The following is a 22870-nucleotide window of genomic DNA, read 5'->3' as shown; positions in this document are numbered from 1 at the left end:
GGGGCGGTGCTGAGGGCATCTACGGCTTGGCTTTGAGGCCAAAGTGTTGTGCCGTTTTTGCACTTGGCCCGTCACAAGCCTAAGCTTGGCCCTACACTTCGCGCCTCTTGTTTTTCTGACCCCGCCCGCTGGAGGCTCAAAGATGCTTCGTTTCCGCTTTCCCATCGTCATCATCGACGAGGACTATCGCTCCGAGAACACCTCGGGTTTGGGTATCCGTGCCTTGGCCGACGCGATCCAGAAAGAGGGCTTCGAAGTGCTGGGCGCCACCAGTTACGGCGACCTGAGCCAGTTCGCTCAGCAGCAAAGCCGCGCCAGTGCCTTCATCTTGTCGATCGACGATGAGGAATTCACGCCCGGCCCTGAGCTGGACCCGGCCGTGCTGAGCTTGCGCAAGTTCATTGAAGAAATCCGCTTCAAGAACGCCGACATCCCGATCTACATCTACGGCGAGACGCGCACCTCCCAGCATCTGCCCAACGACATCCTGCGTGAGCTGCATGGCTTCATTCATATGTTCGAGGACACGCCGGAGTTTGTGGCTCGCCACATCATCCGCGAAGCCAAGAGCTATCTGGATGGCCTGGCGCCACCGTTCTTCAAGGCGCTGATGGACTATGCGCAGGACGGCTCCTACTCCTGGCATTGCCCGGGTCATTCCGGCGGCGTTGCCTTCCTGAAGAGCCCGGTCGGGCAGATGTTCCACCAGTTCTTTGGTGAAAACATGCTGCGCGCCGACGTTTGCAATGCGGTGGAAGAGCTGGGTCAGTTGCTGGACCACACCGGCCCGGTCGCGGAGTCTGAGAAGAATGCTGCGCGCATCTTCAATGCCGACCATTGCTTCTTCGTCACCAACGGCACCAGCACTTCGAACAAGATGGTCTGGCACCACACGGTGGCGCCGGGCGATGTGGTGGTGGTGGACCGCAACTGCCACAAGAGCATCTTGCACAGCATCATCATGACCGGCGCCGTGCCGGTGTTCATGACGCCCACGCGCAATCACTACGGCATCATCGGCCCGATTCCCGAGAGCGAGTTCTCGCCGGCCGCCATCCGCAAGAAGATTGCCGCCAACCCGCTGCTCAAGGGTGTGGATGTCAAGACCGTCAAGCCGCGCATCATGACCCTGACGCAAAGCACCTACGACGGCGTGCTCTACAACACCGAAACCATCAAGAAGAAGCTGGACGGCTGGATCGACACCCTGCATTTCGACGAAGCCTGGCTGCCGCACGCGGCCTTCCATAGCTTCTACGGCAGCTATCACGCCATGGGCAAGAACCGCCCGCGGCCCAAGACGGCCATGGTCTACGCGACCCAGTCCACCCACAAGCTGCTGGCTGGCCTGAGCCAGGCTTCGCAAGTGCTGGTGCAGGACTCGCAGAACGTCAAGCTGGACAAGCATTTGTTCAACGAAGCGTACTTGATGCACACCTCCACCAGCCCGCAGTACTCCATCATCGCCAGCTGCGATGTGGCGGCGGCCATGATGGAGCCGCCCGGTGGCACGGCCTTGGTGGAGGAGAGCATCTCCGAAGCCCTGGACTTCCGCCGCGCCATGCGCAAGGTCGAGGCCGAGTACGACCAAGACTGGTGGTTCAAGGTCTGGGGTCCGGACAAGCTGACCGAAGACGGCTTTGGCGAGCCGGCTGACTGGATGCTCAAGGCGAACGAAAAGTGGCATGGCTTCGGCAAGATCGCCCCCGGCTTCAATATGCTGGATCCGATCAAGTCGACCATCATCACCCCCGGCCTGGACATGAGTGGCAAGTTTGCTGAGACCGGTATTCCGGCCAGCATCGTCACCAAGTTCTTGGCCGAGCATGGCGTGGTGGTGGAGAAGACGGGTCTGTATTCCTTCTTCATCCTCTTCACCATCGGCATCACCAAGGGTCGCTGGAATACCTTGCTGACGGCGCTACAGCAGTTCAAGGACGATTACGACCGCAATGCGCCGCTGTGGCGCATCCTGCCGGAGTTCTGTGCGGCCAATCCGCGTTACGAGCGCATGGGTCTGAAGGATCTGTGCCAGAGCATCCATGGCATGTATGCCAAGGGTGATATCGCGCGCCTGACGACGGACGTTTATTTGTCGGACCTGCAGCCGGCCATGAAGCCCAGCGATGCTTATGCCTACATCGCCCATCGCCGTACCGAGCGGGTGCCGATCGATGATTTGCTGGGCCGGGTCACGACCGTGTTGCTGACGCCTTATCCGCCCGGCATCCCCTTGCTGATTCCCGGTGAGCGTTTCAACAAGAAGATCGTGGACTATCTGAAGTTCACCCGCGACTTCAACGCCAAGTTCCCCGGCTTTGCCACCGATGTGCATGGCTTGGTCGAAGAGAAGGGCGAGGACGGCAAATCGCGTTACTTCGTCGATTGCGTGGACGCTGAGTAAGCGACAGGTCTGGCCGGCTTTCGGGTCGGCTTGGCTGGCTGGAATAAAAAAGGGCCTGCAATTGCAGGCCCTTTTTTCATTGCAGAGCTACTTTGATCAGGCTTCGCCAGCCATGGCGACGTGGCTGAAGCCGCCGTCCACATAGGTGATCTCGGCGCTGACGCCGCCGGCCAGGTCGGACAACAAGAAGGCGGCCACATTGCCGACATCTTCGATGGTCACATTGCGGCGGATCGGCGCGGACGCGGCGAACTGGCTCAGCAACTTGCCAAAGTCCTTGATGCCGGAGGCTGCCAGAGTCTTGATCGGGCCGGCGGAGATGCCGTTGACCCGCACGCCGCGAGCGCCCATCGATTGCGCCAAGTAGCGCACGCTGGCTTCCAGCGAGGCTTTTGCCAGGCCCATGGTGTTGTAATTCGGCACATAGCGCGCTGCGCCCAGATAAGACAGGGTCAGCAAGGCGGCGCCGGGGCGCAGGCGCGGTGCTGCCAGCTTGGCCATGGCGGGGAAGCTATAGGCCGAGATGTCATGGGCGATACGGAAGTTCTCGCGCGTCAGGCCGTCCAAGAAGTCGCCGGCAATGGCTTCGCGCGGGGCAAAACCAATGGAATGCACAAAACCGTCAAACTCAGGCCATGCCTCGCCCAAATTGGCGAACAGGGCTTCCATTTGCGCGTCGTCAGATACGTCGCAGTCAAACACCAGCTTGGAGTCAAACTCGGCTGCAAACTCGGTGATGCGGTCCTTGAAGCGTTCGCCTTGGTAGCTGAAGGCCAATTCCGCACCTTCGCGGTGGCAGGCTTTTGCAATGCCGTAAGCGATGGATCGGTTGGACAAGACGCCCGTGATCAGCAATCGCTTGCCTGCGAGAAATCCCATGGTTGCTCCTTTGTATTGAATCAGCCGCAGATTTTCGCATGGCTTAGAGCGAAACCGGGGCATCTGCTTGTCGGCACTGAGCTTGCATAGTACAATCCCGGCTTCGCTGAAGAGATGAGGCGAGCGTAATCACAAGCTCTTAATTACTTTGAGCGCTTGTTTCGAAGCCCCGGCTTGGCCAGGGTTTGAAAGTTGGGCGGATTCATCCAGCCCATTTTTTTTGCTCGATCGCTCTTTGCATAAAATTTGATTCACATTGATTTGGCTCGGGTCGCAAGACGCATGAGTTCTTGAAAAGTTGGAGCTGCACGACGCATGAATTGGCAGGAAGCTGTAGAAAAAACCGTAACCGGACTGGGTTACGACCTTGTGGACTGTGAACGCAGTCCCGCTGGCTTGCTGCGCGTGTATCTCGATAAGCTGCCTGAGCAGGCTTTGGCCGGCGAGCTGATCAATGTGGAAGACTGCGAGCGCGTGACGCGCCAGTTGCAATACTTGCTGGAAGTTGAAGGCTGCGCTTACGAGCGCCTGGAGGTTTCCTCCCCCGGCCTGGATCGGCCGTTGAAGAAGGCCAGCGACTACCAGCGCTTCGTCGGCGAAGAGATCGAGATCACGCTGCGCATGCCCTTCCAGGGGCGCAAGAAATATTCCGGCGTGCTGTCGGCGCTGCCTGCTGAGACGGCAGGCGCAGACGTAGCGGCACCGGCCGAAGATGCGCCGGCAGCGGCTGCCTGGCGTGTGGTTTTTAGTGATGGCAAGGCCGAGCAGGCCCTGGATTTTTCTCTTGAAGAAGTTCGCGAAGCCCGTTTGGTGCCCGTGTTCAGCTTCAAGGGTCGTGGCGGCAAGCCAGCAACCGGCAAGAAGACGCCGGCCAAGGTGAAAGCTGCGAAAACAGATGACAAGATTGACGGAGGTCCTGATCAATGAACCGCGAACTGTTGATGCTGGTGGACGCGATTTCTCGCGAGAAGAGCGTCGAGCTCGATGTGGTGTTCGGTGCTGTCGAGGCGGCACTCGCTTCGGCGACCAAGAAGCTGTGTGGAGGCGAGGCTGACATTCGCGTGTCCGTGGATCGGGATTCCGGTGCCTACGAGACTTTCCGCCGTTGGCACGTTGTGCCCAACGAGGCTGGCCTGCAAAACCCCGATGCCGAAATCCTGTTGTTTGAAGCACAGGAGCAAATCCCCGACATCGAGGTCGAAGACCATATCGAAGAGCCCATCGAGTCGGTGCCTATCGGTCGCATTGGCGCGCAAGCGGCCAAGCAGGTCATTCTGCAAAAAATCCGTGATGCCGAGCGTGAGCAGTTGCTCAACGACTTCATGGCGCGCGGCGAGCAGATCTTCGTCGGCACGGTCAAGCGCCTGGATAAGGGCGACATCATTGCCGAGTCCGGTCGTATCGAAGGCCGCCTGAAGCGCTCGGAAATGATCCCCAAGGAAAACCTGCGTACCGGTGACCGCGTGCGTGCCGTGATCCTGGGTGTTGATCCGACGCAGCGCGGCCCGCAAATCATGCTGTCGCGCAGCGCGCCTCAGTTCATGACCGAGCTGTTCGCTCAGGAAGTGCCTGAAATCGAGCAAGGTCTGCTGGAGATCAAGAGCTGCGCTCGTGATGCCGGTTCGCGCGCCAAGCTGGCCGTGCTGTCGCACGATAAGCGTGTCGACCCGATCGGCACCTGCGTCGGCGTGCGTGGCAGCCGTGTCAACGGTGTTACGAATGAATTGGCCGGTGAGCGTGTGGACATCGTGCTGTGGTCGGAAGACCCCGCACAGTTCGTCATCGGCGCATTGGCTCCGGCCAATGTGCAGTCCATTGTTGTGGACGAAGAACGTCATGCGATGGATGTTGTGGTGGATGAGGAAAACCTCGCCATCGCCATCGGTCGCGGCGGCCAGAACGTGAGGCTCGCTTCCGAGCTGACCGGCTGGCGTATCAACATCATGTCGGCCGAGGAATCGGCTGTTAAGCATGAGCAGGAATCGGAATCGGTGCGCAAGCTCTTCATCGAGAAACTCGATGTGGATGCTGAAGTCGCCGACATCCTGATCGCTGAAGGGTTCACCAGCTTGGAAGAAGTGGCCTACGTGCCTATGCAAGAAATGCTGGAAGTTGAGGCCTTCGACGAAGACACGGTCAATGAATTGCGTACCCGAGCCAAGGATGCGCTGTTGACCATGGAAATCGCCCGGGAAGAAAAGGTTGAGGAAGTGTCCCAAGACCTGCGTGACCTCGAGGGCATGACGCCCGAACTGGTTGCCAAACTCTCCGATGGCGATATCCATACCCGCGACGACCTGGCCGATCTGGCCGTCGACGAACTCGTTGAACTGTCTGGCATGGATGAGGGCGCCGCCCGAACCATGATCATGAAGGCTCGCGAACATTGGTTCACGGCTTGACGCTGCGCTTTCGCAGCAAAGAGTCAACACCAAGAATCGCCCAGCAAAGTACGCATAAGTTAAGGATCCAACAATGGCTGTGACCACCGTCGCCCAGTTTGCCGCAGAGCTACAAAAGCCTGCGAGCACGCTGCTTGAGCAGCTTCAAGCTGCAGGCGTCAAAACGGCGTCTACCGAAGACGCCCTCAACGAAGCCGACAAAGAGCGTCTGCTGAACTACCTGCGTACTTCGCATGGCACGGCCGGCGCTGATCGTAAAAAGATCACGCTGACCCGTAAGTCGACCAGCGAAATCAAGCAGGCCGATGCCAGCGGCAAAGCCCGCACCATCAGCGTGGAAGTGCGCAAGAAGCGCACCTTCGTGAAGATGGATGAGTCCGGCGCGACCGACGACGCCGCAGTGGCCGCTGCCGCTGCCGCCGAGGAAGCCGACCTGCAACGCCGCGAAGTCGAGGCGCAAGCCCAGGCTGAAGCCCTGCGTCGCCAGGAAGCCGAGCTGGCTGAGCGTGTGCGTGAGCGTGAAGAGGCCGAGAAGGCCGCCCGCGCCGCTGAAGAAGCACGTCGCCAAGAACGCCTGGCTGCTGAGGCCGTGGCTGCGCAAGCTGCCGCAAACCTGGCTGCCGAACAAGCTGCTGCCGCCAAGGCTGCGAAGAAGCCGCCACGCCAGACGGCTGAGGCTGCTGCTCGCGAAGCTGCTGCCATCAACAAGGCGGCTGCCGCTGCACGTGCCCCGGCACCGGCACCCGTGGTGGCTGCGCCTGCGCCCGCCGCTGTGGCTCAAGCCCCGGTTGCTGAAGCTGCTGCTGCACCCGCTGCGCCCGTCGCTGCTGCTGCTGCCCCTGTGGCCGCGGCGCCTGTCGCTGAACCTGCCAAGCCCGCGCTGCGCGTGGTCAAGGCGGTGGACGTGGGCGTGGAAGAGAAGCAAAAACAAGTCGACCTCGAGCGCCGCCGCAAGGCCGCTGAGGCCGAGGCTGCTGCCATCCGCGCGATGATGAATGCCCCTAAAAAGGTCATGATCGCCAAGAAGGAAGAGCCCAAGCCCGTTGAAGCCCCGAAAGAAGGCATCAAGGGCACGATCCACAAGAAGCCCGGTACTCCCGGCGCCCCTGCGGCTCCTGGAACGACCACGGCTGCCAAGCCGGGTGACAAGAAGTCGGTTAAGTCCGAGAAGTTGTCGTCCAGCTGGGCCGATGACAAGAAGCGCGGCGTCAAGCCGGGTTCGACGCCTGCACCGGGTGGTGCACGTCCTTCTGCCGGTGGCTGGCGTGCGCCTAGCCGCGGTGGTGCGGGTGGGCGTCGTGGCAATGACCGCAATGACCGCGGCCAGAGCCAGTCCAACTTCGTGGCACCGGTCGAGCAAGTGGTGCAAGAGGTTCACATCCCTGAGACCATCTCGGTGGCCGATTTGGCACACAAGATGTCCATCAAGGCTTCCGAAGTCATCAAGCATTTGATGAAGCTGGGCCAGATGTGCACCATCAACCAGCAGCTGGACCAAGAAACGGCCATGATTTTGGTCGAAGAAATGGGCCACAAGGCATTTGCTGCCAAGCTGGATGATCCGGACGCCTTCCTCGAGGAAGAGGGCGCTGGTGCCGAGCAGGCGGAAAGCCTGCCGCGCGCACCGGTCGTCACCGTCATGGGTCACGTTGACCACGGCAAGACCTCGCTGCTGGACTATGTTCGCCGTGCCCGTGTGGCTGCTGGCGAAGCCGGCGGCATCACGCAGCACATTGGTGCCTACCACGTGGAAACCCCGCGCGGCATGATCACCTTCCTGGATACCCCGGGTCACGCGGCGTTTACCGCCATGCGTGCTCGCGGCGCCACGGCTACCGACATCGTCATCCTGGTGGTGGCGGCGGACGACGGCGTGATGCCCCAGACCAAGGAAGCGATCCACCATGCCAAGGCGGCGGGCGTGCCCATCGTTGTGGCGATGAACAAGATCGACAAGCAAGGTGCCAATATCGAACGCCTGAAGGGCGAGCTGGTGGCTGAGGGCGTTGTGCCTGAAGACTTCGGCGGCGATACACCTTTCGTCCCCGTTTCGGCCAAGACCGGCGAAGGCATGGACGCATTGCTGGAGCAAGTGCTGCTGCAAGCCGAAGTGTTGGAGCTGAAGGCGCCTGTCGCCTCCATGGCCAAGGGCCTGGTGATCGAAGCCAAGCTGGACAAGGGCCGCGGCCCTGTGGCCACCATTCTGGTTCAGTCGGGCACCTTGAAGCGCGGCGACGTCGTGCTGGCAGGTTCGACCTACGGCCGTGTTCGCGCCATGTTGGACGAAGACGGCAAGGCTTGCTCCGAAGCTGGTCCTTCCATCCCGGTGGAAATCCAAGGTTTGACCGAAGTGCCGCAAGCCGGTGATGAATTCATGGTCCTGGCCGATGAGCGCCGAGCCCGTGAAGTGGCTACCTTCCGTTCGGGCAAGTACCGTGATGTGAAGCTGTCGCGTCAACAAGCTGCCAAGCTGGAGAATATGTTCTCCGACATGGCTGCGGGCGATGTGCAGACCCTGGGCATCATCATCAAGTCCGACGTGCAAGGTTCGCAAGAAGCGCTGTCTTCTTCGCTGCTCAAGCTGTCGACGCCCGAAGTCAAGGTGCAGATCGTGCACGCGGCGGTGGGTGGCATCAGCGAGTCGGACGTCAACTTGGCGATCGCTTCGAAGGCCGTCATCATCGGCTTCAATGTGCGGGCTGACGCCGGCGCACGCAAGCTGGCCGAGGGCAATGCGGTTGATCTGCGCTACTACAACATCATTTACGACGCCGTGGATGAAGTAAAGGCAGCGATGACCGGCATGCTGGCTCCCGAGCAGCGCGAAGAAGTCATCGGTATGGCCGAGATCCGCACCGTGTTCGTGGCGACCAAGATCGGCACCATTGCCGGCTGTATGGTCACTTCGGGTACCGTCAACCGTTCGGCACGCTTCCGCTTGCTGCGCGAGAACGTGGTGATCTACACCGGCGAGATCGACACCTTGAAGCGCATGAAGGACGATGTGCGCGAAGTCCGCGAAGGCTTCGAGTGCGGTATCAAGCTGAAGAACTACAGCGACATCGCCGAGGGCGATCAGCTGGAATTCTTCGAGGTCAAGGAAGTGGCTCGAACGCTGTAAGGCGGAGTTGCCCCCAAGCAGCCAACCCCGCCCTCCAAAGAGTGGCGGGGTTTGTCTTTACGTGGGCATCCACTGAGGAGATCAAGATATGCGACATAAACGAGTCATTCCCAACCGCAGCTTCCGCGTGGCCGACCAGATCCAGCGCGATTTGGCTGAGCTGATCCGCGAGCTGAAGGACCCCCGCATCGGCATGGCCACGGTCAATGCCGTGGAGGTCACGCCCGACTACGCCCATGCCAAGGTGTTTTTCTCGGTGCTGGTCGGCGACCCGACCGAAACCGGCGAGGCCTTGAACGAGGCCGCCGGCTACTTGCGTAACGGCTTGTTCAAGCGCCTGCAGATTCACACCGTGCCCAGCTTGCACTTCCACTTCGACCGCACGATTGAGCGCGCGGCCGAAATGAGCGCGCTGATCCGCACGGCCAATGCCAATCGCGCCCTGGACGATGAGCCTGCCGCTGACTCGGATGCCGAGGCAGCTGCTAGCGCCGCCAAAAAGGCCGACGAGCAAGAGTAAGAAACAAGATGTCTGCCGCCCGCCCTCCGCGCATCAAAACCGTACGCCGTCCAATTCACGGCGTGCTCTTGCTGGACAAGCCCTTGGGCTGGACCAGCAACGACGCTTTGCAAAAGGCGAAATGGCTGCTGCGCGCTGAAAAAGCGGGTCACACCGGCACCTTGGATCCCCTGGCTACTGGTTTGCTGCCCCTGTGCTTCGGCGCAGGCACCAAGTTCAGCCAAGTCAGCCTGGATGCCGACAAGGCTTATCAAGCCACGCTGCAGCTCGGCGCGACCACCACCACCGGCGACCTCGAAGGCGAGGTGCTGGAAGAGCGTCCAGTGTCGGTAAGCCGCGAACAGATCGAGGCCGCTTGCGCCACGCTGCGCGGTGAGATTGACCAAGTGCCGCCGATGTACTCGGCCCTCAAATTTGAAGGCCGGCCTTTGTATGAGTACGCGCGCGCCGGCATCCAGATCGAACGCCCCTCGCGCCGTGTGACGATTCATGCTTTGGACATCATCGATTGGCAAGATGAGCTGAGCCAGCTGACCGTGGCCGTGCGCTGCAGCAAGGGCACTTATGTTCGCACCCTGGCCGAAGACCTGGGTGCCTTGTTGGGTTGCGGCGCGCATCTGACCGCTTTGCGGCGGACCGCCTCCGGCCCGGTGCGGGTAGAAGACGCCATCAGCCTGGACGCCCTGGCTGAGCTGACCGAGGCCGAGCGCGAGGCCTTGCTGCGCCCACCCGACAGCTTGCTGGCGGACTGGCCCGAAGTGCGCTTAGGCGCCGACGAAGCCGCCCGCTTTTTAACCGGTCTACGGCGCCGCCTGAACGCCCCCGACCAGCCCCATGTGCGGGTCTACGGACCTGAACCCCAGGCATTTTTGGGCGGGGCCCATATCAAGGCGGGTGAGTTGATCCCGGACCGTTTGTTAAGCCCTCAAGAGGTGTCCAGCCTCCTGGGTGTGTAAGAAGAAATTCCGAATTTTTTGAAAGCGTCGTATGAGTAAGCAGATTCGCAACATCGCCATCATCGCCCACGTTGACCATGGCAAAACCACCATGGTTGACCAATTGCTGCGCCAAAGCGGCACCTTCGCCGAGCACGAAAAAGTGGTCGACACCGTGATGGACAGCAATGCCATCGAACGCGAGCGTGGCATCACCATCTTGGCCAAGAACTGCGCCGTGGCTTGGGAAGGCACGCACATCAATATCGTGGACACCCCCGGTCACGCGGACTTCGGTGGCGAAGTCGAGCGCGCCCTGTCCATGGTGGACGGTGTGGTGCTGCTGATCGACGCCCAAGAAGGCCCGATGCCCCAGACCCGCTTCGTGACCAAGAAGGCCTTGGCCCTGGGCTTGAAGCCCATCGTCGTGGTCAACAAGGTGGACAAGCCCGGTGCCAAGCCCGATGCCGTCGTCAACGCCGCTTTCGACCTGTTCGACAAGCTGGGCGCCACTGACGAGCAGCTGGACTTCCCCGTCGTTTACGCCTCCGGCATCAACGGCTGGACTTCGCTGGAAGAGGGCGAGCCTGGCGCGCAATGGGGCCCCGATATGTCGGCCCTGTTCAACACCGTGCTGAAGCATGTGCCTTCGCAAAAGGGTGACCCGGCCGCTCCGCTGCAGCTGCAGATCTCGGCGCTGGACTATTCCACCTTCGTGGGCCGTATCGGCGTGGGCCGTATCACCCAAGGCACCATCAAGCCCAGCATGGACGTGCTGGTCATGGAAGGCCCTGACGGCAAGAGCACCAAGGGTCGCATCAACCAAGTGCTGACCTTCCAAGGCCTGGACCGCGTGCAGTCGGCCGAAGCCGGCCCTGGCGACATCGTGCTGATCAACGGTATCGACGAGATCGGTATCGGAGTGACCGTCACCAGCGTGGCCACCCCGGCCCCGCTGCCCATGCTCAAGGTGGACGAGCCCACACTGACCATGAACTTCTGCGTCAACACCAGCCCGCTGGCTGGCCGCGAAGGCAAGTTCGTCACCAGCCGTCAGATCTGGGACCGCCTGCAAAAAGAACTGCAAAGCAATGTGGCCCTGCGCGTCAAGGAAACTGACGAAGACGGCATTTTCGAAGTGATGGGCCGTGGCGAATTGCACCTGACCATCTTGCTGGAAAACATGCGCCGTGAAGGCTACGAGCTGGCTGTTTCCAAGCCGCGCGTGGTGTTCCAGACCATCGACGGCGAGAAGCACGAGCCTATCGAGCTGGTCACTGCCGACGTGGAAGAAATCCATCAAGGCGGCGTCATGCAAGCCCTGGGCGAGCGCAAGGGCGAGCTGGTCAATATGGAGCCGGACGGCCGTGGCCGCGTGCGCCTGGAGTACCGTATTCCTGCGCGTGGCCTGATCGGCTTCACCAACGAATTCCTGAACTTGACCCGTGGTTCGGGCTTGATCAGCAATATCTTTGACGGCTACGAGCCGCACAAGGGTGAGATCGCTGGCCGCAAGAACGGCGTGCTGATCTCCATGGACGCGGGTGAAATCTTCACCTACGCCCTGGGCAAGCTGGATGACCGCGGCCGTATGTTCGTCAAGCCGAACGACCCTGTGTACGAAGGCATGATCGTGGGTATCCACAGCCGTGAAAACGACCTGGTCGTCAACGCGACGCGTACCAAGCAGCTGACCAACTTCCGCGTCAGCGGCAAGGAAGATGCCACCAAGATCACGCCTCCGATCGACTGCACGCTGGAATACGGCGTTGAGTTCATCGAGGACGACGAGCTGGTCGAAATCACGCCCAAGAGCATCCGCCTGCGCAAGCGTTTCCTGACGGAAAACGAGCGTAAGCGCAACTCGCGCGGCTAAGCCTTGCGTGTCGCGCTAGGGCGCGACATCTTGGCTCCCTCCAGCCCGGCAGAAGCAGTCCTCAGGACTGTTTCAGTCCCGGCTCAGCCTCCCTCCGCCAGGGCCATAGGTCTTGCCCGTCGTCTGGCATAGAAAGTCATCAGGACTCTCTATGTCGGGGCTCCGACAGGGAGGCTCTAACCAGTTAGTTACCTGCGACCCCACTGGGGTCGCTCTTCATTTCAGATGACTCATCGACGCGCTGTTGTCCTGATGTTGCTGGTCACCTTGCTGTGGAGTACGGCTGGGGTGGTCGCGCGTCAGCTGGAGGCGGCGCGAGGCTTTGAGTTGACCTTCTGGCGCAGCGGCTTCAATGCGCTGGCCCTGACCCTGGCCCTGCGCTGGATGCGCGGGCCGCAACTGTGGGCGCAGTTGCGTCAGGCGCCACGGCTGGTGTGGCTGTCGGGCGTGTGCTGGGCCGTGATGTTCACCGCCTTCATGGTGGCGCTGAGCCTGACCTCGGTGGCCAATGTCCTAGTCACCATGGCTTTGGGCCCCTTGCTCACCGCCTTGCTGTCCCGGGTGGTCTTGCGCCATCACCTCCCGCTGCGCACTTGGCTGGCGATTCTGGTGGCCAGCATCGGCATTGCCTGGATGTTCGTGCATGAAATGGGCGGGCAGGGCGCGTCCGCTGCCAGCGGTTTGGGCATTGCCGTGGCCTTGGGCGTGCCCATCGCTGCTGCGGTGAACTGGTCGGTGCTGCAGCATGTGGGCCACGGTGATGCGGCGCAGGCGCCAGATATGTTGCCGGCCGTTCTGATCGGCGCGCTGATCTCTGCCCTGACGGTCTTGCCGCTGGCTTGGCCTTTGCAGGCGTCCCCGCATGACTTGGTTCTATTGGCCGGCTTGGGCGTGTTTCAACTCGCCTTGCCCTGCTTGCTGGTGGTGCGGCTGAGCCGCGTGCTGGCCGGGCCGGAGATCTCTTTGCTGGGCCAGCTTGAAGTGATCTTTGGCGTGCTGTGGGCGTGGCTATGGGCAGCTGAAGTACCATCTACGGCTGCCCTGTGGGGCGGCGCGATGGTGCTGTCGGCCCTGATCGTCAATGAGCTGCTGGCCTGGCACCAAGGCCTTGGCAAGCCCCCGCAAGAACAAGCACAACAACCATCCCGGAGAGAGGTATGAGCGCTACTTTGAATTCCCCGCTGATTCCTGCCCTGCAGTCCGAAGGTCAAATCCTGGCCGAGGTGAATGGCTGCCTTGGCATCATCACCCTGAATCGCCCCGAGGCTTTGAATGCCTTGTCCCTGGCAATGATTCACGACCTGACCGCGCTGTTCGAGGCCTGGGCCGCCGCGCCCGCCATCGAGGCCGTGCTGCTGCTGGCGGCAGGCCGCCCGGGCAAGCCCGCCGCATTCTGCGCCGGCGGGGACATTCGCTTCTTCCACCGTGCCGCCCTGGCCGGGGACGCGTCGCTGGCTGAGTTCTTTACTGCTGAATACGCGCTCAATCACCTGATCCACCAATTCCCCAAGCCCACCATCGCCTTGATGGACGGCATCGTAATGGGCGGCGGCATGGGCATCAGCCAGGGCTGCAAGCTGCGCGTGCTGACCGAGCACAGTCGCCTGGCCATGCCCGAAACCAATATCGGCCTCTTCCCCGATGTGGGTGGTGGCCACTTCCTGAGCCAATGTCCCGGCCAAACCGGCCGCTGGTTGGCGCTGACCGGCCAGGCCCTGAGCGCAGGCGATGCGATCGAGCTGGGCCTGGGCGATGTCTTCGTGCAGAGTTCGGCCTTGCCCGCCATCATCGAGGCCTTCAAGTTCGGCGCGCAAAGCAGCGCCGAGCATGTGGTGGCCACCGTGATGGAGCGTGTGGACCTGGCCCCGGCGGCCGATCACATCAGCCTGCGTCAGCGCATCGACCAATGCTTCGGTCAAGACGATGTGCCGGCCATCCTCGCTGCCCTGGCTGCGTTGGATGACGAGTGGGCCCGCAACACCTTGGCCACCTTGTCCAAGCGCTCCCCCCTGATGATGGCGGTGACCTTCGAGCAGCTGCGCCGCGCGCGCAGCATGAGCTTGGCCGAGGATCTGCGCATGGAGCGCGATATGGTGCACCACTGCTTCCATCTGCGCCCCGTGGCGCAAAGCGAAACCGTGGAAGGCATTCGAGCCCTGGCGGTGGACAAAGACCACGCGCCGCGCTGGCAGCCCGCCGCGCTGGACGAGGTCAACGCGGCCGAGGTACAGGCCTTCTTCGTGTCGCCCTGGTCGGCCGAGCAACATCCTTTGCGCCACCTGGCCTGATCGGCATTCACACGCTGCGGCCGAGCCGCCGCGGCGCAGATAATGAAAAGCGAGCTCCTACCCGGACCTCGCTTTTTTCTTGTCCCACTCGGACTTCAACCAGGACCGACAGATGCCCACCGACATCGACATCGCCCAAGCCGCCAGCCTGCAAAAAATCCTGCCCTTGGCCCATGCCAAGCTGGGCCTGCCCGAAGATTCACTCAGCCCCTACGGCCACTACAAAGCCAAGCTGAGCCTGGGCCAGGTGCAAAGCCTAGGCACCGAACCTAACGGTCACTTGGTGCTGGTCACCGCCATCTCGCCCACGCCGCCCGGTGAGGGCAAAACCACCACCACGGTGGGCTTAGGCGACGGCCTCAATCTGATCGGCAAGCAGGCCATGATTTGCCTGCGCGAGCCTTCGCTGGGCCCATGCTTTGGCATGAAGGGTGGGGCGGCCGGCGGCGGGCGCGCGCAGGTGCTGCCGATGGAGGACATCAATCTTCACTTCACCGGTGACTTCCACGCCATCGCTCTGGCCAATAACCTGCTGGCGGCCCTGATCGACAACCACATCCACCACGGCAATGCGCTCAAACTGGACGTGCGCCGCATCAGCTGGCGCCGCGTGGTGGACATGAATGACCGAGCCCTGCGCGACATCACCGTAGCCCTGGGCGGCCCCGGCAACGGCTACCCCCGCCAGGACGGCTTCGACATCGTCGTCGCCTCCGAGGTGATGGCCATCCTCTGCCTGGCCACCTCCCTGGCCGATCTGCAGCGCCGCTTGGGCAATATCGTGGTGGGCACCACGGCCGACAAGAAGCCGGTCACCGCCCGCGAACTCAAGGCCGACGGCGCCATGACGGCCTTGCTCAAGGACGCGCTGGCGCCCAATCTGGTGCAAACGCTGGAAGGCAATCTGGCCTTTGTGCATGGCGGCCCTTTTGCCAATATCGCGCATGGCTGCAATTCGGTGATCGCCACGCAGACGGCCCTGAAGCTGGCCGACTATGTGGTCACCGAGGCTGGCTTTGGCGCGGACCTCGGCGCCGAGAAGATCATGTCTATCAAATGCCGCAAGGCCGGCCTGAACCCCAGCTGTGCGGTGCTGGTCGCGACTGTGCGGGCACTGAAGTTCCACGGTCACGGCGATGATCTGGCGGCCCTGGAGCGTGGCCTGGCGAATCTGCGCCGCCATATCGAAAACATCCGCCAGCACTACGAGTTGCCGCTGGTGGTCTCCATCAACCGTTTCGACGCTGACTCGCCCGAGGAAATCGCGCTGATCCAGGCCGCCTGCCAAGCGCTCGGCGTTGCCTGCGTGCTAGCCACGCATTGGGCCGAGGGAGGCGCCGGTGCCGCTGAACTCGCGCGTCAGGTGGTGGCGCTGTGCGAGGCGAATGCCAGCCGCGCTGCTCAACCCGCCGCGCAGATGTATCGCGATGAGGACCCCTTGGCCGACAAGATCCGAGCCGTCGCCGCCAAGATCTACCGCGCCGAGGAGGTGCAGTTTGAGGGCCGCACGCTGGCGCAACTGCAGGAGTGGCAGGACGCCGGATGGGGCCATCTGCCGGTGTGCATCGCCAAGACGCCGTATTCCTTCAGCAGCGATCCCACGCTGCGCGGCGCCGCCACTGGCCACACCTTGCGGGTTCGCGAGCTGCGCCTGAATGCGGGTGCTGAGTTCATCGTGGCCATCTGCGGCGACATCATGACCATGCCTGGCCTGCCCAAGGTGCCGGCGGCCGAGCATATCGGCGTGGACGCTGCCGGGCGCATCAGCGGCTTGTTCTGAAGGCGCTGCCTGGCCAAGATTTTTGAAGCTGAAGAGCTGGGCAAGGGCAGTTGCGATGATTACGGCAATTGCGACTGCTGGCCCGCCTCTGCTCAGTTTCGGCACAAATCGGCAGCTTGTGGTAACGGGCAAATTACACAGGCTTGGGCTCTGGCAAACTCAGCGCATCAATCATTCACCTTGGCTTGCCTAGCTTCAGAACCATGCCCAAACCTGTTTTCAATTTCGCCCGCGCCGGCCTGCAATTGGCCTCGGCTGTCTGCCTCGTGGGTTTGACGGCTTGCGCCAGCACGTCCTCAAAGCCAGGCAAGCCCGGCACTGATGAACAGGTGGCGGGTGCGGTGACCGCACCGCTGCAGGACCTGAACCTGATTCAGGCCAAGATTCCCCCGGTCTTGCTCGCCGCCCAGGATGCCCCGTTCAAACTGCCGGCCGATGAAACTTGCGCTGGATTGGCGCAGGAAAAGGCAGCGCTGGACCAAGCGCTGGGCCCGGACCTGGATTCGCCCGAGCGCCAGAAGTTGCAAAGAGATTTGATGCAAATGGGTGGTGAGGCGGCCAGCGACGCGGCCGTGGGCGCCTTGCGCAGCGCCAGCGAGAACCTGATTCCCTTCCGCGGCTGGGTGCGCAAGCTCAGCGGGGCTGAGAAACATTCCGTGGCCGTCACAGCCTCCTTGGTGGCCGGGCAATCCAGGCGTTCCTTCTTGCGCGGTTTGCAATTGGGCAAAGCCTGCCCCTGATCTCGCTTGGCGGCGATGCCGTCTTTGCTATCGGAGGCGAGCGGGGACGCCTCCTCGCGATCTTTGGGATAATCAGTGCCGCGCTCGGCGCGCCCTGACTGCTCAAGAAGGGCATCCCATTCGCTGGCTTGACACATCTTGTTCGCCAGTCGCTCGCTAGGCACCTACTAACGCTTGGGTGTTTTCGGTCCGCCGAACTCACCCCATAGCCCGACAAATGACAGTTTCCTCACATACCCCCGCAGCGCAAAGCCCCTGGCGGCTGAGTGTTGCCCCAATGCTCGATTGGACCGACAAGCACTGCCGGACTTTCCATCGCCTGCTGACGACCCAGACCCGCCTCTACACCGAGATGGTGACCACCGGCGCGCTGCTGCATGGCGACAAGCCGCGGCATCTTGACTTCAACGAGGTCGAGCACCCGGTGGCGCTGCAACTCGGTGGCTCTGAGCCGGCCGATCTGGCGGCTTGCGCCAAGTTGGCCGAGCAATGGGGTTATGACGAGGTCAACCTCAATTGCGGCTGCCCGAGCGAGCGGGTGCAGCGCGGCGCCTTTGGCGCTTGCCTGATGGCCGAGCCGGCCTTGGTGGCCGATGGCATCAAGGCCATGCGCGACGCGGTGAGCATTCCGGTCACCATCAAGCACCGCATCGGCATCGACCGACTGGAGAGCTATGAGTTTGTGCGCGACTTCGTTGGCCAAATCGCCGCTGCAGGTTGTGAGGTCTTCATCGTCCATGCCCGCAACGCATGGCTGCAAGGCATCTCGCCCAAAGAAAATCGTGAGCTGCCACCGCTGCGCTACGAGATCGTGCACCAACTCAAGCGCGAGTTCCCGCAGCTGACCATCGTGCTCAATGGCGGCATCAAGACCGATGATGAAATCGCCACCCAGCTGCAGCATGTGGACGGCGTGATGGTGGGCCGCCAGGCCTATCACGAGCCCTGGCAGATGGCAGCCTGGGACCAGCGCTTTTTTGACCAAGCCGGCCCTGCGCTCAGCCGAGAGCAGGTGGAAGCCGCTTGGGTGCTGTATCTGCAGCAGCAAGTAGCCGCCACCGGCCGGCCCTGGAGCCAGACCATGCGCCACGCGTTGGGCTTGTGGAACGGGCAGGCCGGCTCGCGCCGCTGGCGGCAGATTTGGTCTGACCACCAGTACAAGGCCATGTCCGTGGACGAAGTGGCTGAGCTTGCCACGCAGGCCCGCAGCGGCATCGCGGCCCAAGTGGATGTGCACGAGCAGGGCTACCAAGCGCGCAAGCAGGCTGCGGCCTGAGTTTGCGCCTGAGTGCTAGCCGCGATGGCAAGACCTGACCCTCAGTACTTCTATTGCTTCGACACGGCCTTGGGCTGCTGCGCCATCGCCTGGACCGACGCACATGGCGTGCAGGGCTCGCAGCTGCCCGAAGAAAATGCCGCCGCCACGCGCGATCGCATGCGGGTGCGTTTTCCGCAGGCCCAGCACCTTAAGCAAGATCAGCAGCTGCCTGCCGAAATTGCGCAGGCAGTGGCCGCCATTCAGGCGCTGTTGGCAGGGCAGACCGGCGATGCCAGCGAGTTGCTACGCGTGCGCCTGGATGAACGTGCGCTGCCCGAGTTTGATGCACGGGTGCGCGCGCTGACGCGCCACATCCCCGTTGGCCAGACGCTCAGCTATGGCGAAGTGGCAGCACGCCTGGGCCAGCCAGGCGCGGCGCGCGCGGTGGGCCGTGCGGAAGGGCGCAACCCTTTTGCACCCATCGTGCCCTGCCACCGGGTAGTGGCGGCGACGCCAGGGCAGGGCGGCTTCTCGGCGCATGGCGGCCTGCAAACCAAGCAAAAGCTGCTGATCATTGAGGCTCGCGCCAGCGGGCAAGCGGTGAGCGAGCAGCAGGGCTTGTTTGAGTAGGCCGCCTCTGCAGGGCTTCAATTGCAGTGTTGATGCGGGTTCGCTCCCTCTGGTTGTAGCTCTGGCCGTAAAATCGCCGCTTCACTTTTAGGCCCTTCATGTCATTCGCTACCCTGGGCCTGTCGCCCGCCTTGTTGCGCGCCGTGCGCGAGCAGGGCTACCACGCCCCCACCGCCATCCAGTCCCAAGCCATACCCGCGATTCTGAGCGGTGCGGATGTCTTGGGCCTGGCGCAAACGGGTTCGGGCAAGACGGCGGCCTATGCCTTGCCTTTGCTGCAGCAGGTGCTGCGGCAACGCCAGCAACAGGGCCGCTCCACCCAGCGCCTACCGCTGGCCTTGATTCTGGTGCCGACGCGCGAGCTGGCGGCCCAAGTGGGTCAAAGCCTGCATGAACTGGCCGACTTTCTGCCCGGCCCACTGAAGATTTCCATCGCCTTCGGCGGTGTTTCGATCAACCCGCAATTGATGGGTCTGCGGGGTGGTACCGACATCGTCGTGGCCACGCCCGGCCGGCTGCTGGACTTGCTGGAGCATCGCGGCTTGAGCCTGGGTGCGATTGAATGCCTGGTGCTGGACGAGGCCGACCGCCTGCTGGATTTGGGCTTTGCCGAGGAATTGCAGCGGCTGCTGGCCGGCCTGCCCGGGCGGCGCCAAAACTTGTTCTTCTCCGCCACTTTCCCCAAGGCCGTCGAGGCGCTGGCGCAGGCCTTGTTGCGCGAGCCGACCCGCATCGAGATCGCTGCTGAACCGGCCCGCGTGGCCGCCATCACCCAGCGCGCGCTGGTGGTTGACGAAGGCCGCCGCACGGCTTTGCTGCGCCACTTGCTGGCGGAGGAGGGCTGGACCCGGGTGCTGGTGTTTGTGGCCACCAAATACGCGACGGAACATGTCTCCGACAAGCTCTGGAAGGCCGGCATCAAGGCCGCCGCCTTGCATGGTGAATTGAGCCAGGGCGGGCGCACCGGTGTGCTGAATGCGTTGAAGAGCGGTGAGATTCAGGTGCTGGTGGCCACCGATGTGGCGGCGCGCGGCCTCGATATTCCTGAGCTGCCGGTGGTCTTGAACTATGACCTGCCGCGCTCGGCCACCGACTACACCCACCGCATCGGCCGCACCGGCCGCGCGGGGCAGACGGGCCTGGCGCTGAGCTTCATCAGCGGGCAGCTGGGCAATGGCGAAGCGCATTTCCGCTTGATTGAAAAACGTCAAGGCCAGCGCGTGGCGCGCGAGCAGATCGCCGGCTTTGAGCCCAGCAGCCTTGCCAGCGCCGAGGCCGGCGTGGGCGGTGTCAAGGGCCGCCGCAAGAGCAAGAAGGACAAGCTGCGTGAAGCTGCAGCAGCCGCCGCCGCTTCTGCCGGGTCAGCCGAATCATCCGGTCCGGTTGACGAGAACAACTGAGCGGGCAGGGCGGACCGGGCAACGAGCGGACGCCCGTCAAGCACCTGTCGGGCAAGCAGCGCGCACAAGCGTGCGCCAGCCAGGGCAGCCGCCCCATTGATTTCGAGTCGGCTATCGCACAGCACGGGCATTACCCGAGGCTGTTGTCATCCTCAAGTTGTACGATGCCGCGCATCGGATTCAATTTGAGGAGATCTGCATGAACAAGCCCAAGCAAGAACCCCTGGCTGGCCGCCGTCAATTGTTGGCCGGCAGTGCCACCGCCCTGGTGGCCGCTGGCCTGGGCTCATTCACGCAGGCCGCCCGAGCACAAGTCGCCGCGCCAACTGCGGCGCCAGCGCTCAAACCCTTCCCGCCCTATGTCAGCTGGAAGGATGCCAACGCGATGATTCTGCACAGCAGCAGCACCATCGAAACCAAGCGCTCGGCCATGGGCATGGGTTTGATCACCCCGGCCGAGCAGCTGTATGTGCGCAACAACCTGCCCGCACCGGCGCCCGCCATTCTGGAAAACCGTGATGCCTGGACGGTCAGCGTCGAGGGCGTGAAGTCGCCGCGCGCGCTGAGCGTGGCGGAGTTGAAGACCTTGGGCGTGGAGACCGTGGCCATGGTCTTGCAATGCTCGGGCAATGGCCGCGGCTTCTTCCCCAGCAAGCCCAGCGGCACACCGTGGACGGTGGGTGCTGCCGGCTGCGTGGTCTGGACTGGCGTGCCGGTGCGAGACGTTGTGGAATTGCTGGGTGGCCTGGTGGCTAGCCCTGAGTTCATGACCGGCACCGGCGGTGAAACCCTGCCCGAAGGCCTGGACCCGAAGTCGGTGATGGTGGAGCGCTCGCTGCCTGTGGCGGCCATGACCGACGCCTTGCTGGCTTGGGAGATGAACGGTCAACCGATCTCGCTAGCCCATGGTGGGCCGCTGCGCTTGGTGGTGCCGGGCTATCAGGGCGTGAACCAGATCAAATACATCAAGCGCCTGGCCTTCGGCTCGTTGGAGTCGGATGCCAAGATCATGGCGCACGGCTATCGCATCTCGCCACCCGGCAGCAAGGCGGACGTGAGCCAGCCTTCGGTGCTGGAGATGGGCGTCAAGTCCTGGATCACCAATCCGCTGCCCGAGCGGCCCGGCGTGGCGGGTCGGGTGCAGATTCAGGGCCTGGCCTTTGGCGGCCTGCGCGGCATCAAGCGGGTCGAGGTGTCGGTGGACGGCGGCAAAAGCTGGAGCCGCGCCCGCCTGGTTGGACCCGATCTCGGCAAGTACGCCTGGCGCCAGTTCGCCTTTGCCACCACCTTGCCCGCAGGCACGCACACGCTGGCCAGCCGCGCCATCGACACGGCCGGCTTCATCCAGCCCGAGCAGCGCCTGGAGAATGTGGGTGGCTACAACAACAATAGCTGGGCGGATCATGCCGTCAGCGTGACGTTGGCATGAGATTGCGCCGCTTCGTGATCATGGCGCTCTGGGGTCTGGCTGGGGTGCAAGCCTCGGCCCTGGCCCAGGGTGCCGCTGAGGCTGGCCAAGCCGAATTCGATTTGGGCAAGCAGCTCTTCACCAAGAGCGCCAAGCCTGCCTGCGCGCTATGCCACACCTTGCGTGACGCCCAAAGCGAAGGCGCGGTGGGGCCGGTGCTGGATGAAATCAAGCCCGACGCGGAGCGGGTCAAACGCGCCCTGCGCAATGGCTTGGGCAATATGCCGGCCTTCCCGCACCTGAGTGAGACGGAGTTGGCAGCGCTGGCTCGCTATGTCTCACAAGCCTCGGGCGGCGCAGCGGCCGCGGCTGCAAAGTAGGTTCAGGCCCAGTTCCAGGTCAAGGTTCGTTCGGGCGCGGCTTCAGCTGCGCCTTCACGCCAACACTGACCTCACTTAAAACTCCACCACCACCGGTGCATGATCGCTGGGTCGCTCGTTCTTGCGTGGCACTTTGTCGATCAGGCAAGACTTGACCCCCGCTTGCAGTGCCTTGCTGACCAGAATATGGTCGATGCGCAGGCCTTGGTTTTTGCGGAAGGCCAGATTGCGGTAGTCCCACCAGCTCCAGCTCTTGGCCGGCTGCTCGAACAGCCGGAAGGCGTCTACCAGGCCGAGATCCAGCAAGCCCTGGAAATGGGCGCGTTCCTCGGGCGTGCAGTGGATTTGACCGGCCCAGGCCACCGGGTCGTAGACGTCGCGGTCTTCCGGGGCGATATTGAAGTCACCCATCAGCACCAGCTTGTCGTGGACCTTCAACTCGGCTGCCACCCATTCGCGCAGCGCCGTCAGCCAGCCCATTTTGTAGACGAATTTGTCGCTATCGGGCGCCTGGCCGTTGGGGAAATAGGCGCCGATGCAGCGCACCCCATCCACCGTGCCGGCGATCACCCGGGCTTGCTCGTCAGCCAAGCCCGGAATGTTCTTCTGCACTTCCAGTGCCCCACTGCGGCTTAGCAAAGCCACGCCGTTATAGGTCTTCTGGCCGAACCATTGCACGCTGTAGCCGGCGGCTTCAATCTCTGCCGCAGGGAACTTGTCATCGGTCTGCTTGGTTTCCTGCAGCACCAGCACATCCACGGGGTTGGCGCTCAACCAGTCCAACATCTGGGGCAGGCGGACGGTCAAGGAATTGACGTTCCAAGTGGCAAGTTTCATGGCGAATTGATG

Annotated in this window: 18 protein-coding genes; 16 read left to right on the top strand and 2 right to left on the bottom strand. The window is 62.7% G+C overall.

What is annotated here, in order from left to right; all coding sequences use genetic code 11:
• Positions 1 to 142: 142 nt before the first annotated feature.
• Complete coding sequence (locus AT984_RS08650; protein WP_058719753.1) at positions 143 to 2404, top strand: arginine/lysine/ornithine decarboxylase; 2262 nt, start codon at positions 143 to 145, stop codon at positions 2402 to 2404.
• Between the two features lie 96 nt (positions 2405 to 2500).
• Here the strand turns inward: AT984_RS08650 and fabI are convergent, their stop codons facing one another.
• Entirely contained in the window at positions 2501 to 3283 is a 783-nt protein-coding gene (gene fabI, locus AT984_RS08645) for an enoyl-ACP reductase FabI (RefSeq protein ID WP_058719752.1), read from the bottom strand.
• A 315-nt stretch (positions 3284 to 3598) separates the two neighbouring features.
• Here fabI and rimP point away from each other — a divergent pair, with 315 nt between their 5' ends.
• The 15 genes from rimP to sorU all read left to right on the top strand — a co-directional run bounded on the left by rimP (position 3599) and on the right by sorU (position 22021).
• Positions 3599 to 4210: a ribosome maturation factor RimP gene (gene rimP, locus AT984_RS08640; protein WP_058719751.1), complete on the top strand. Its 612-nt coding sequence runs from the start codon at positions 3599 to 3601 to the stop codon at positions 4208 to 4210.
• Entirely contained in the window at positions 4207 to 5685 is a 1479-nt protein-coding gene (gene nusA / locus AT984_RS08635) for a transcription termination factor NusA (protein ID WP_058719750.1), read from the top strand. Before rimP ends, nusA begins: the two co-directional genes overlap by 4 nt.
• A gap of 73 nt (positions 5686 to 5758) precedes the next feature.
• Entirely contained in the window at positions 5759 to 8806 is a 3048-nt protein-coding gene (gene infB, locus AT984_RS08630) for a translation initiation factor IF-2 (protein ID WP_058719749.1), read from the top strand.
• Positions 8807 to 8894: 88 nt separating this feature from the next.
• Positions 8895 to 9326, top strand: a complete 432-nt coding sequence (gene rbfA / locus AT984_RS08625; protein ID WP_058719748.1) for a 30S ribosome-binding factor RbfA — start codon at positions 8895 to 8897, stop codon at positions 9324 to 9326.
• Between the two features lie 8 nt (positions 9327 to 9334).
• Positions 9335 to 10282 (top strand): tRNA pseudouridine(55) synthase TruB, encoded by a 948-nt coding sequence (truB, locus tag AT984_RS08620; protein ID WP_058719747.1) that lies wholly within the window; start codon positions 9335 to 9337, stop codon positions 10280 to 10282.
• A 31-nt stretch (positions 10283 to 10313) separates the two neighbouring features.
• The gene (gene typA, locus AT984_RS08615) at positions 10314 to 12137 is read left to right on the top strand and encodes a translational GTPase TypA (RefSeq protein ID WP_058719746.1); all 1824 of its coding nucleotides are present in this window, start codon (positions 10314 to 10316) and stop codon (positions 12135 to 12137) included.
• Between the two features lie 225 nt (positions 12138 to 12362).
• On the top strand, positions 12363 to 13298 hold the full coding sequence (locus AT984_RS08610) for a DMT family transporter (protein ID WP_058719745.1): 936 nt from the start codon (positions 12363 to 12365) through the stop codon (positions 13296 to 13298).
• On the top strand, positions 13295 to 14425 hold the full coding sequence (locus AT984_RS08605; RefSeq protein WP_058719744.1) for an enoyl-CoA hydratase/isomerase family protein: 1131 nt from the start codon (positions 13295 to 13297) through the stop codon (positions 14423 to 14425). The genes AT984_RS08610 and AT984_RS08605 overlap by 4 nt, the downstream gene beginning before the upstream one ends.
• 112 nt (positions 14426 to 14537) lie before the next feature.
• Positions 14538 to 16205, top strand: coding sequence for a formate--tetrahydrofolate ligase (locus tag AT984_RS08600; protein WP_058719743.1), 1668 nt, complete (start codon positions 14538 to 14540; stop codon positions 16203 to 16205).
• A 203-nt stretch (positions 16206 to 16408) separates the two neighbouring features.
• The gene (locus AT984_RS08595) at positions 16409 to 16945 is read left to right on the top strand and encodes a hypothetical protein (RefSeq protein ID WP_058719742.1); all 537 of its coding nucleotides are present in this window, start codon (positions 16409 to 16411) and stop codon (positions 16943 to 16945) included.
• A gap of 217 nt (positions 16946 to 17162) precedes the next feature.
• The gene (gene dusA, locus AT984_RS08590; RefSeq protein WP_058719741.1) at positions 17163 to 18221 is read left to right on the top strand and encodes a tRNA dihydrouridine(20/20a) synthase DusA; all 1059 of its coding nucleotides are present in this window, start codon (positions 17163 to 17165) and stop codon (positions 18219 to 18221) included.
• A 24-nt stretch (positions 18222 to 18245) separates the two neighbouring features.
• Entirely contained in the window at positions 18246 to 18833 is a 588-nt protein-coding gene (locus tag AT984_RS08585) for a methylated-DNA--[protein]-cysteine S-methyltransferase (protein WP_058719740.1), read from the top strand.
• Between the two features lie 98 nt (positions 18834 to 18931).
• A complete protein-coding gene (locus tag AT984_RS08580; RefSeq protein ID WP_058719739.1) occupies positions 18932 to 20233 on the top strand; it encodes a DEAD/DEAH box helicase in 1302 nt (433 codons plus the stop codon).
• 199 nt (positions 20234 to 20432) lie between these two features.
• Positions 20433 to 21662, top strand: coding sequence for a SorT family sulfite dehydrogenase catalytic subunit (sorT, locus tag AT984_RS08575; protein ID WP_058719738.1), 1230 nt, complete (start codon positions 20433 to 20435; stop codon positions 21660 to 21662).
• On the top strand, positions 21659 to 22021 hold the full coding sequence (gene sorU / locus AT984_RS08570; protein WP_058719737.1) for a SorU family sulfite dehydrogenase c-type cytochrome subunit: 363 nt from the start codon (positions 21659 to 21661) through the stop codon (positions 22019 to 22021). Before sorT ends, sorU begins: the two co-directional genes overlap by 4 nt.
• A 75-nt stretch (positions 22022 to 22096) precedes the next feature.
• On the opposite strand, the gene xth is transcribed toward sorU, so the two are convergent.
• A complete protein-coding gene (gene xth, locus AT984_RS08565) occupies positions 22097 to 22858 on the bottom strand; it encodes an exodeoxyribonuclease III (protein ID WP_058719736.1) in 762 nt (253 codons plus the stop codon).
• Between the last annotated feature and the right edge of the window lie 12 nt (positions 22859 to 22870).

It is taken from the genome of Paucibacter sp. KCTC 42545 (genome assembly GCF_001477625.1).
Taxonomy (GTDB): domain Bacteria; phylum Pseudomonadota; class Gammaproteobacteria; order Burkholderiales; family Burkholderiaceae_C; genus Paucibacter_A.
The sequence above is the reverse complement of the archived record's forward strand: the minus strand, read 5'-3'. Positions and strand labels throughout refer to the sequence as shown.

What these genes read in the sequence shown, in the direction of transcription:
- truB (WP_058719747.1), top strand. Translation starts at nt 9,335, where the DNA reads ATGTCTGCCGCCCGCCCTCCGCGCATCAAAACCGTACGCCGTCCAATT.
- AT984_RS08600 (WP_058719743.1), top strand. Translation starts at nt 14,538, where the DNA reads ATGCCCACCGACATCGACATCGCCCAAGCCGCCAGCCTGCAAAAAATC.
- rimP (WP_058719751.1), top strand. Translation starts at nt 3,599, where the DNA reads ATGAATTGGCAGGAAGCTGTAGAAAAAACCGTAACCGGACTGGGTTAC.
- AT984_RS08650 (WP_058719753.1), top strand. Translation starts at nt 143, where the DNA reads ATGCTTCGTTTCCGCTTTCCCATCGTCATCATCGACGAGGACTATCGC.
- AT984_RS08585 (WP_058719740.1), top strand. Translation starts at nt 18,246, where the DNA reads ATGGCAAGACCTGACCCTCAGTACTTCTATTGCTTCGACACGGCCTTG.
- AT984_RS08610 (WP_058719745.1), top strand. Translation starts at nt 12,363, where the DNA reads ATGACTCATCGACGCGCTGTTGTCCTGATGTTGCTGGTCACCTTGCTG.
- AT984_RS08580 (WP_058719739.1), top strand. Translation starts at nt 18,932, where the DNA reads ATGTCATTCGCTACCCTGGGCCTGTCGCCCGCCTTGTTGCGCGCCGTG.
- nusA (WP_058719750.1), top strand. Translation starts at nt 4,207, where the DNA reads ATGAACCGCGAACTGTTGATGCTGGTGGACGCGATTTCTCGCGAGAAG.
- rbfA (WP_058719748.1), top strand. Translation starts at nt 8,895, where the DNA reads ATGCGACATAAACGAGTCATTCCCAACCGCAGCTTCCGCGTGGCCGAC.
- xth (WP_058719736.1), bottom strand. Translation starts at nt 22,858, where the DNA reads ATGAAACTTGCCACTTGGAACGTCAATTCCTTGACCGTCCGCCTGCCC.
- sorT (WP_058719738.1), top strand. Translation starts at nt 20,433, where the DNA reads ATGAACAAGCCCAAGCAAGAACCCCTGGCTGGCCGCCGTCAATTGTTG.
- AT984_RS08595 (WP_058719742.1), top strand. Translation starts at nt 16,409, where the DNA reads ATGCCCAAACCTGTTTTCAATTTCGCCCGCGCCGGCCTGCAATTGGCC.
- infB (WP_058719749.1), top strand. Translation starts at nt 5,759, where the DNA reads ATGGCTGTGACCACCGTCGCCCAGTTTGCCGCAGAGCTACAAAAGCCT.
- sorU (WP_058719737.1), top strand. Translation starts at nt 21,659, where the DNA reads ATGAGATTGCGCCGCTTCGTGATCATGGCGCTCTGGGGTCTGGCTGGG.
- fabI (WP_058719752.1), bottom strand. Translation starts at nt 3,283, where the DNA reads ATGGGATTTCTCGCAGGCAAGCGATTGCTGATCACGGGCGTCTTGTCC.
- dusA (WP_058719741.1), top strand. Translation starts at nt 17,163, where the DNA reads ATGACAGTTTCCTCACATACCCCCGCAGCGCAAAGCCCCTGGCGGCTG.
- typA (WP_058719746.1), top strand. Translation starts at nt 10,314, where the DNA reads ATGAGTAAGCAGATTCGCAACATCGCCATCATCGCCCACGTTGACCAT.
- AT984_RS08605 (WP_058719744.1), top strand. Translation starts at nt 13,295, where the DNA reads ATGAGCGCTACTTTGAATTCCCCGCTGATTCCTGCCCTGCAGTCCGAA.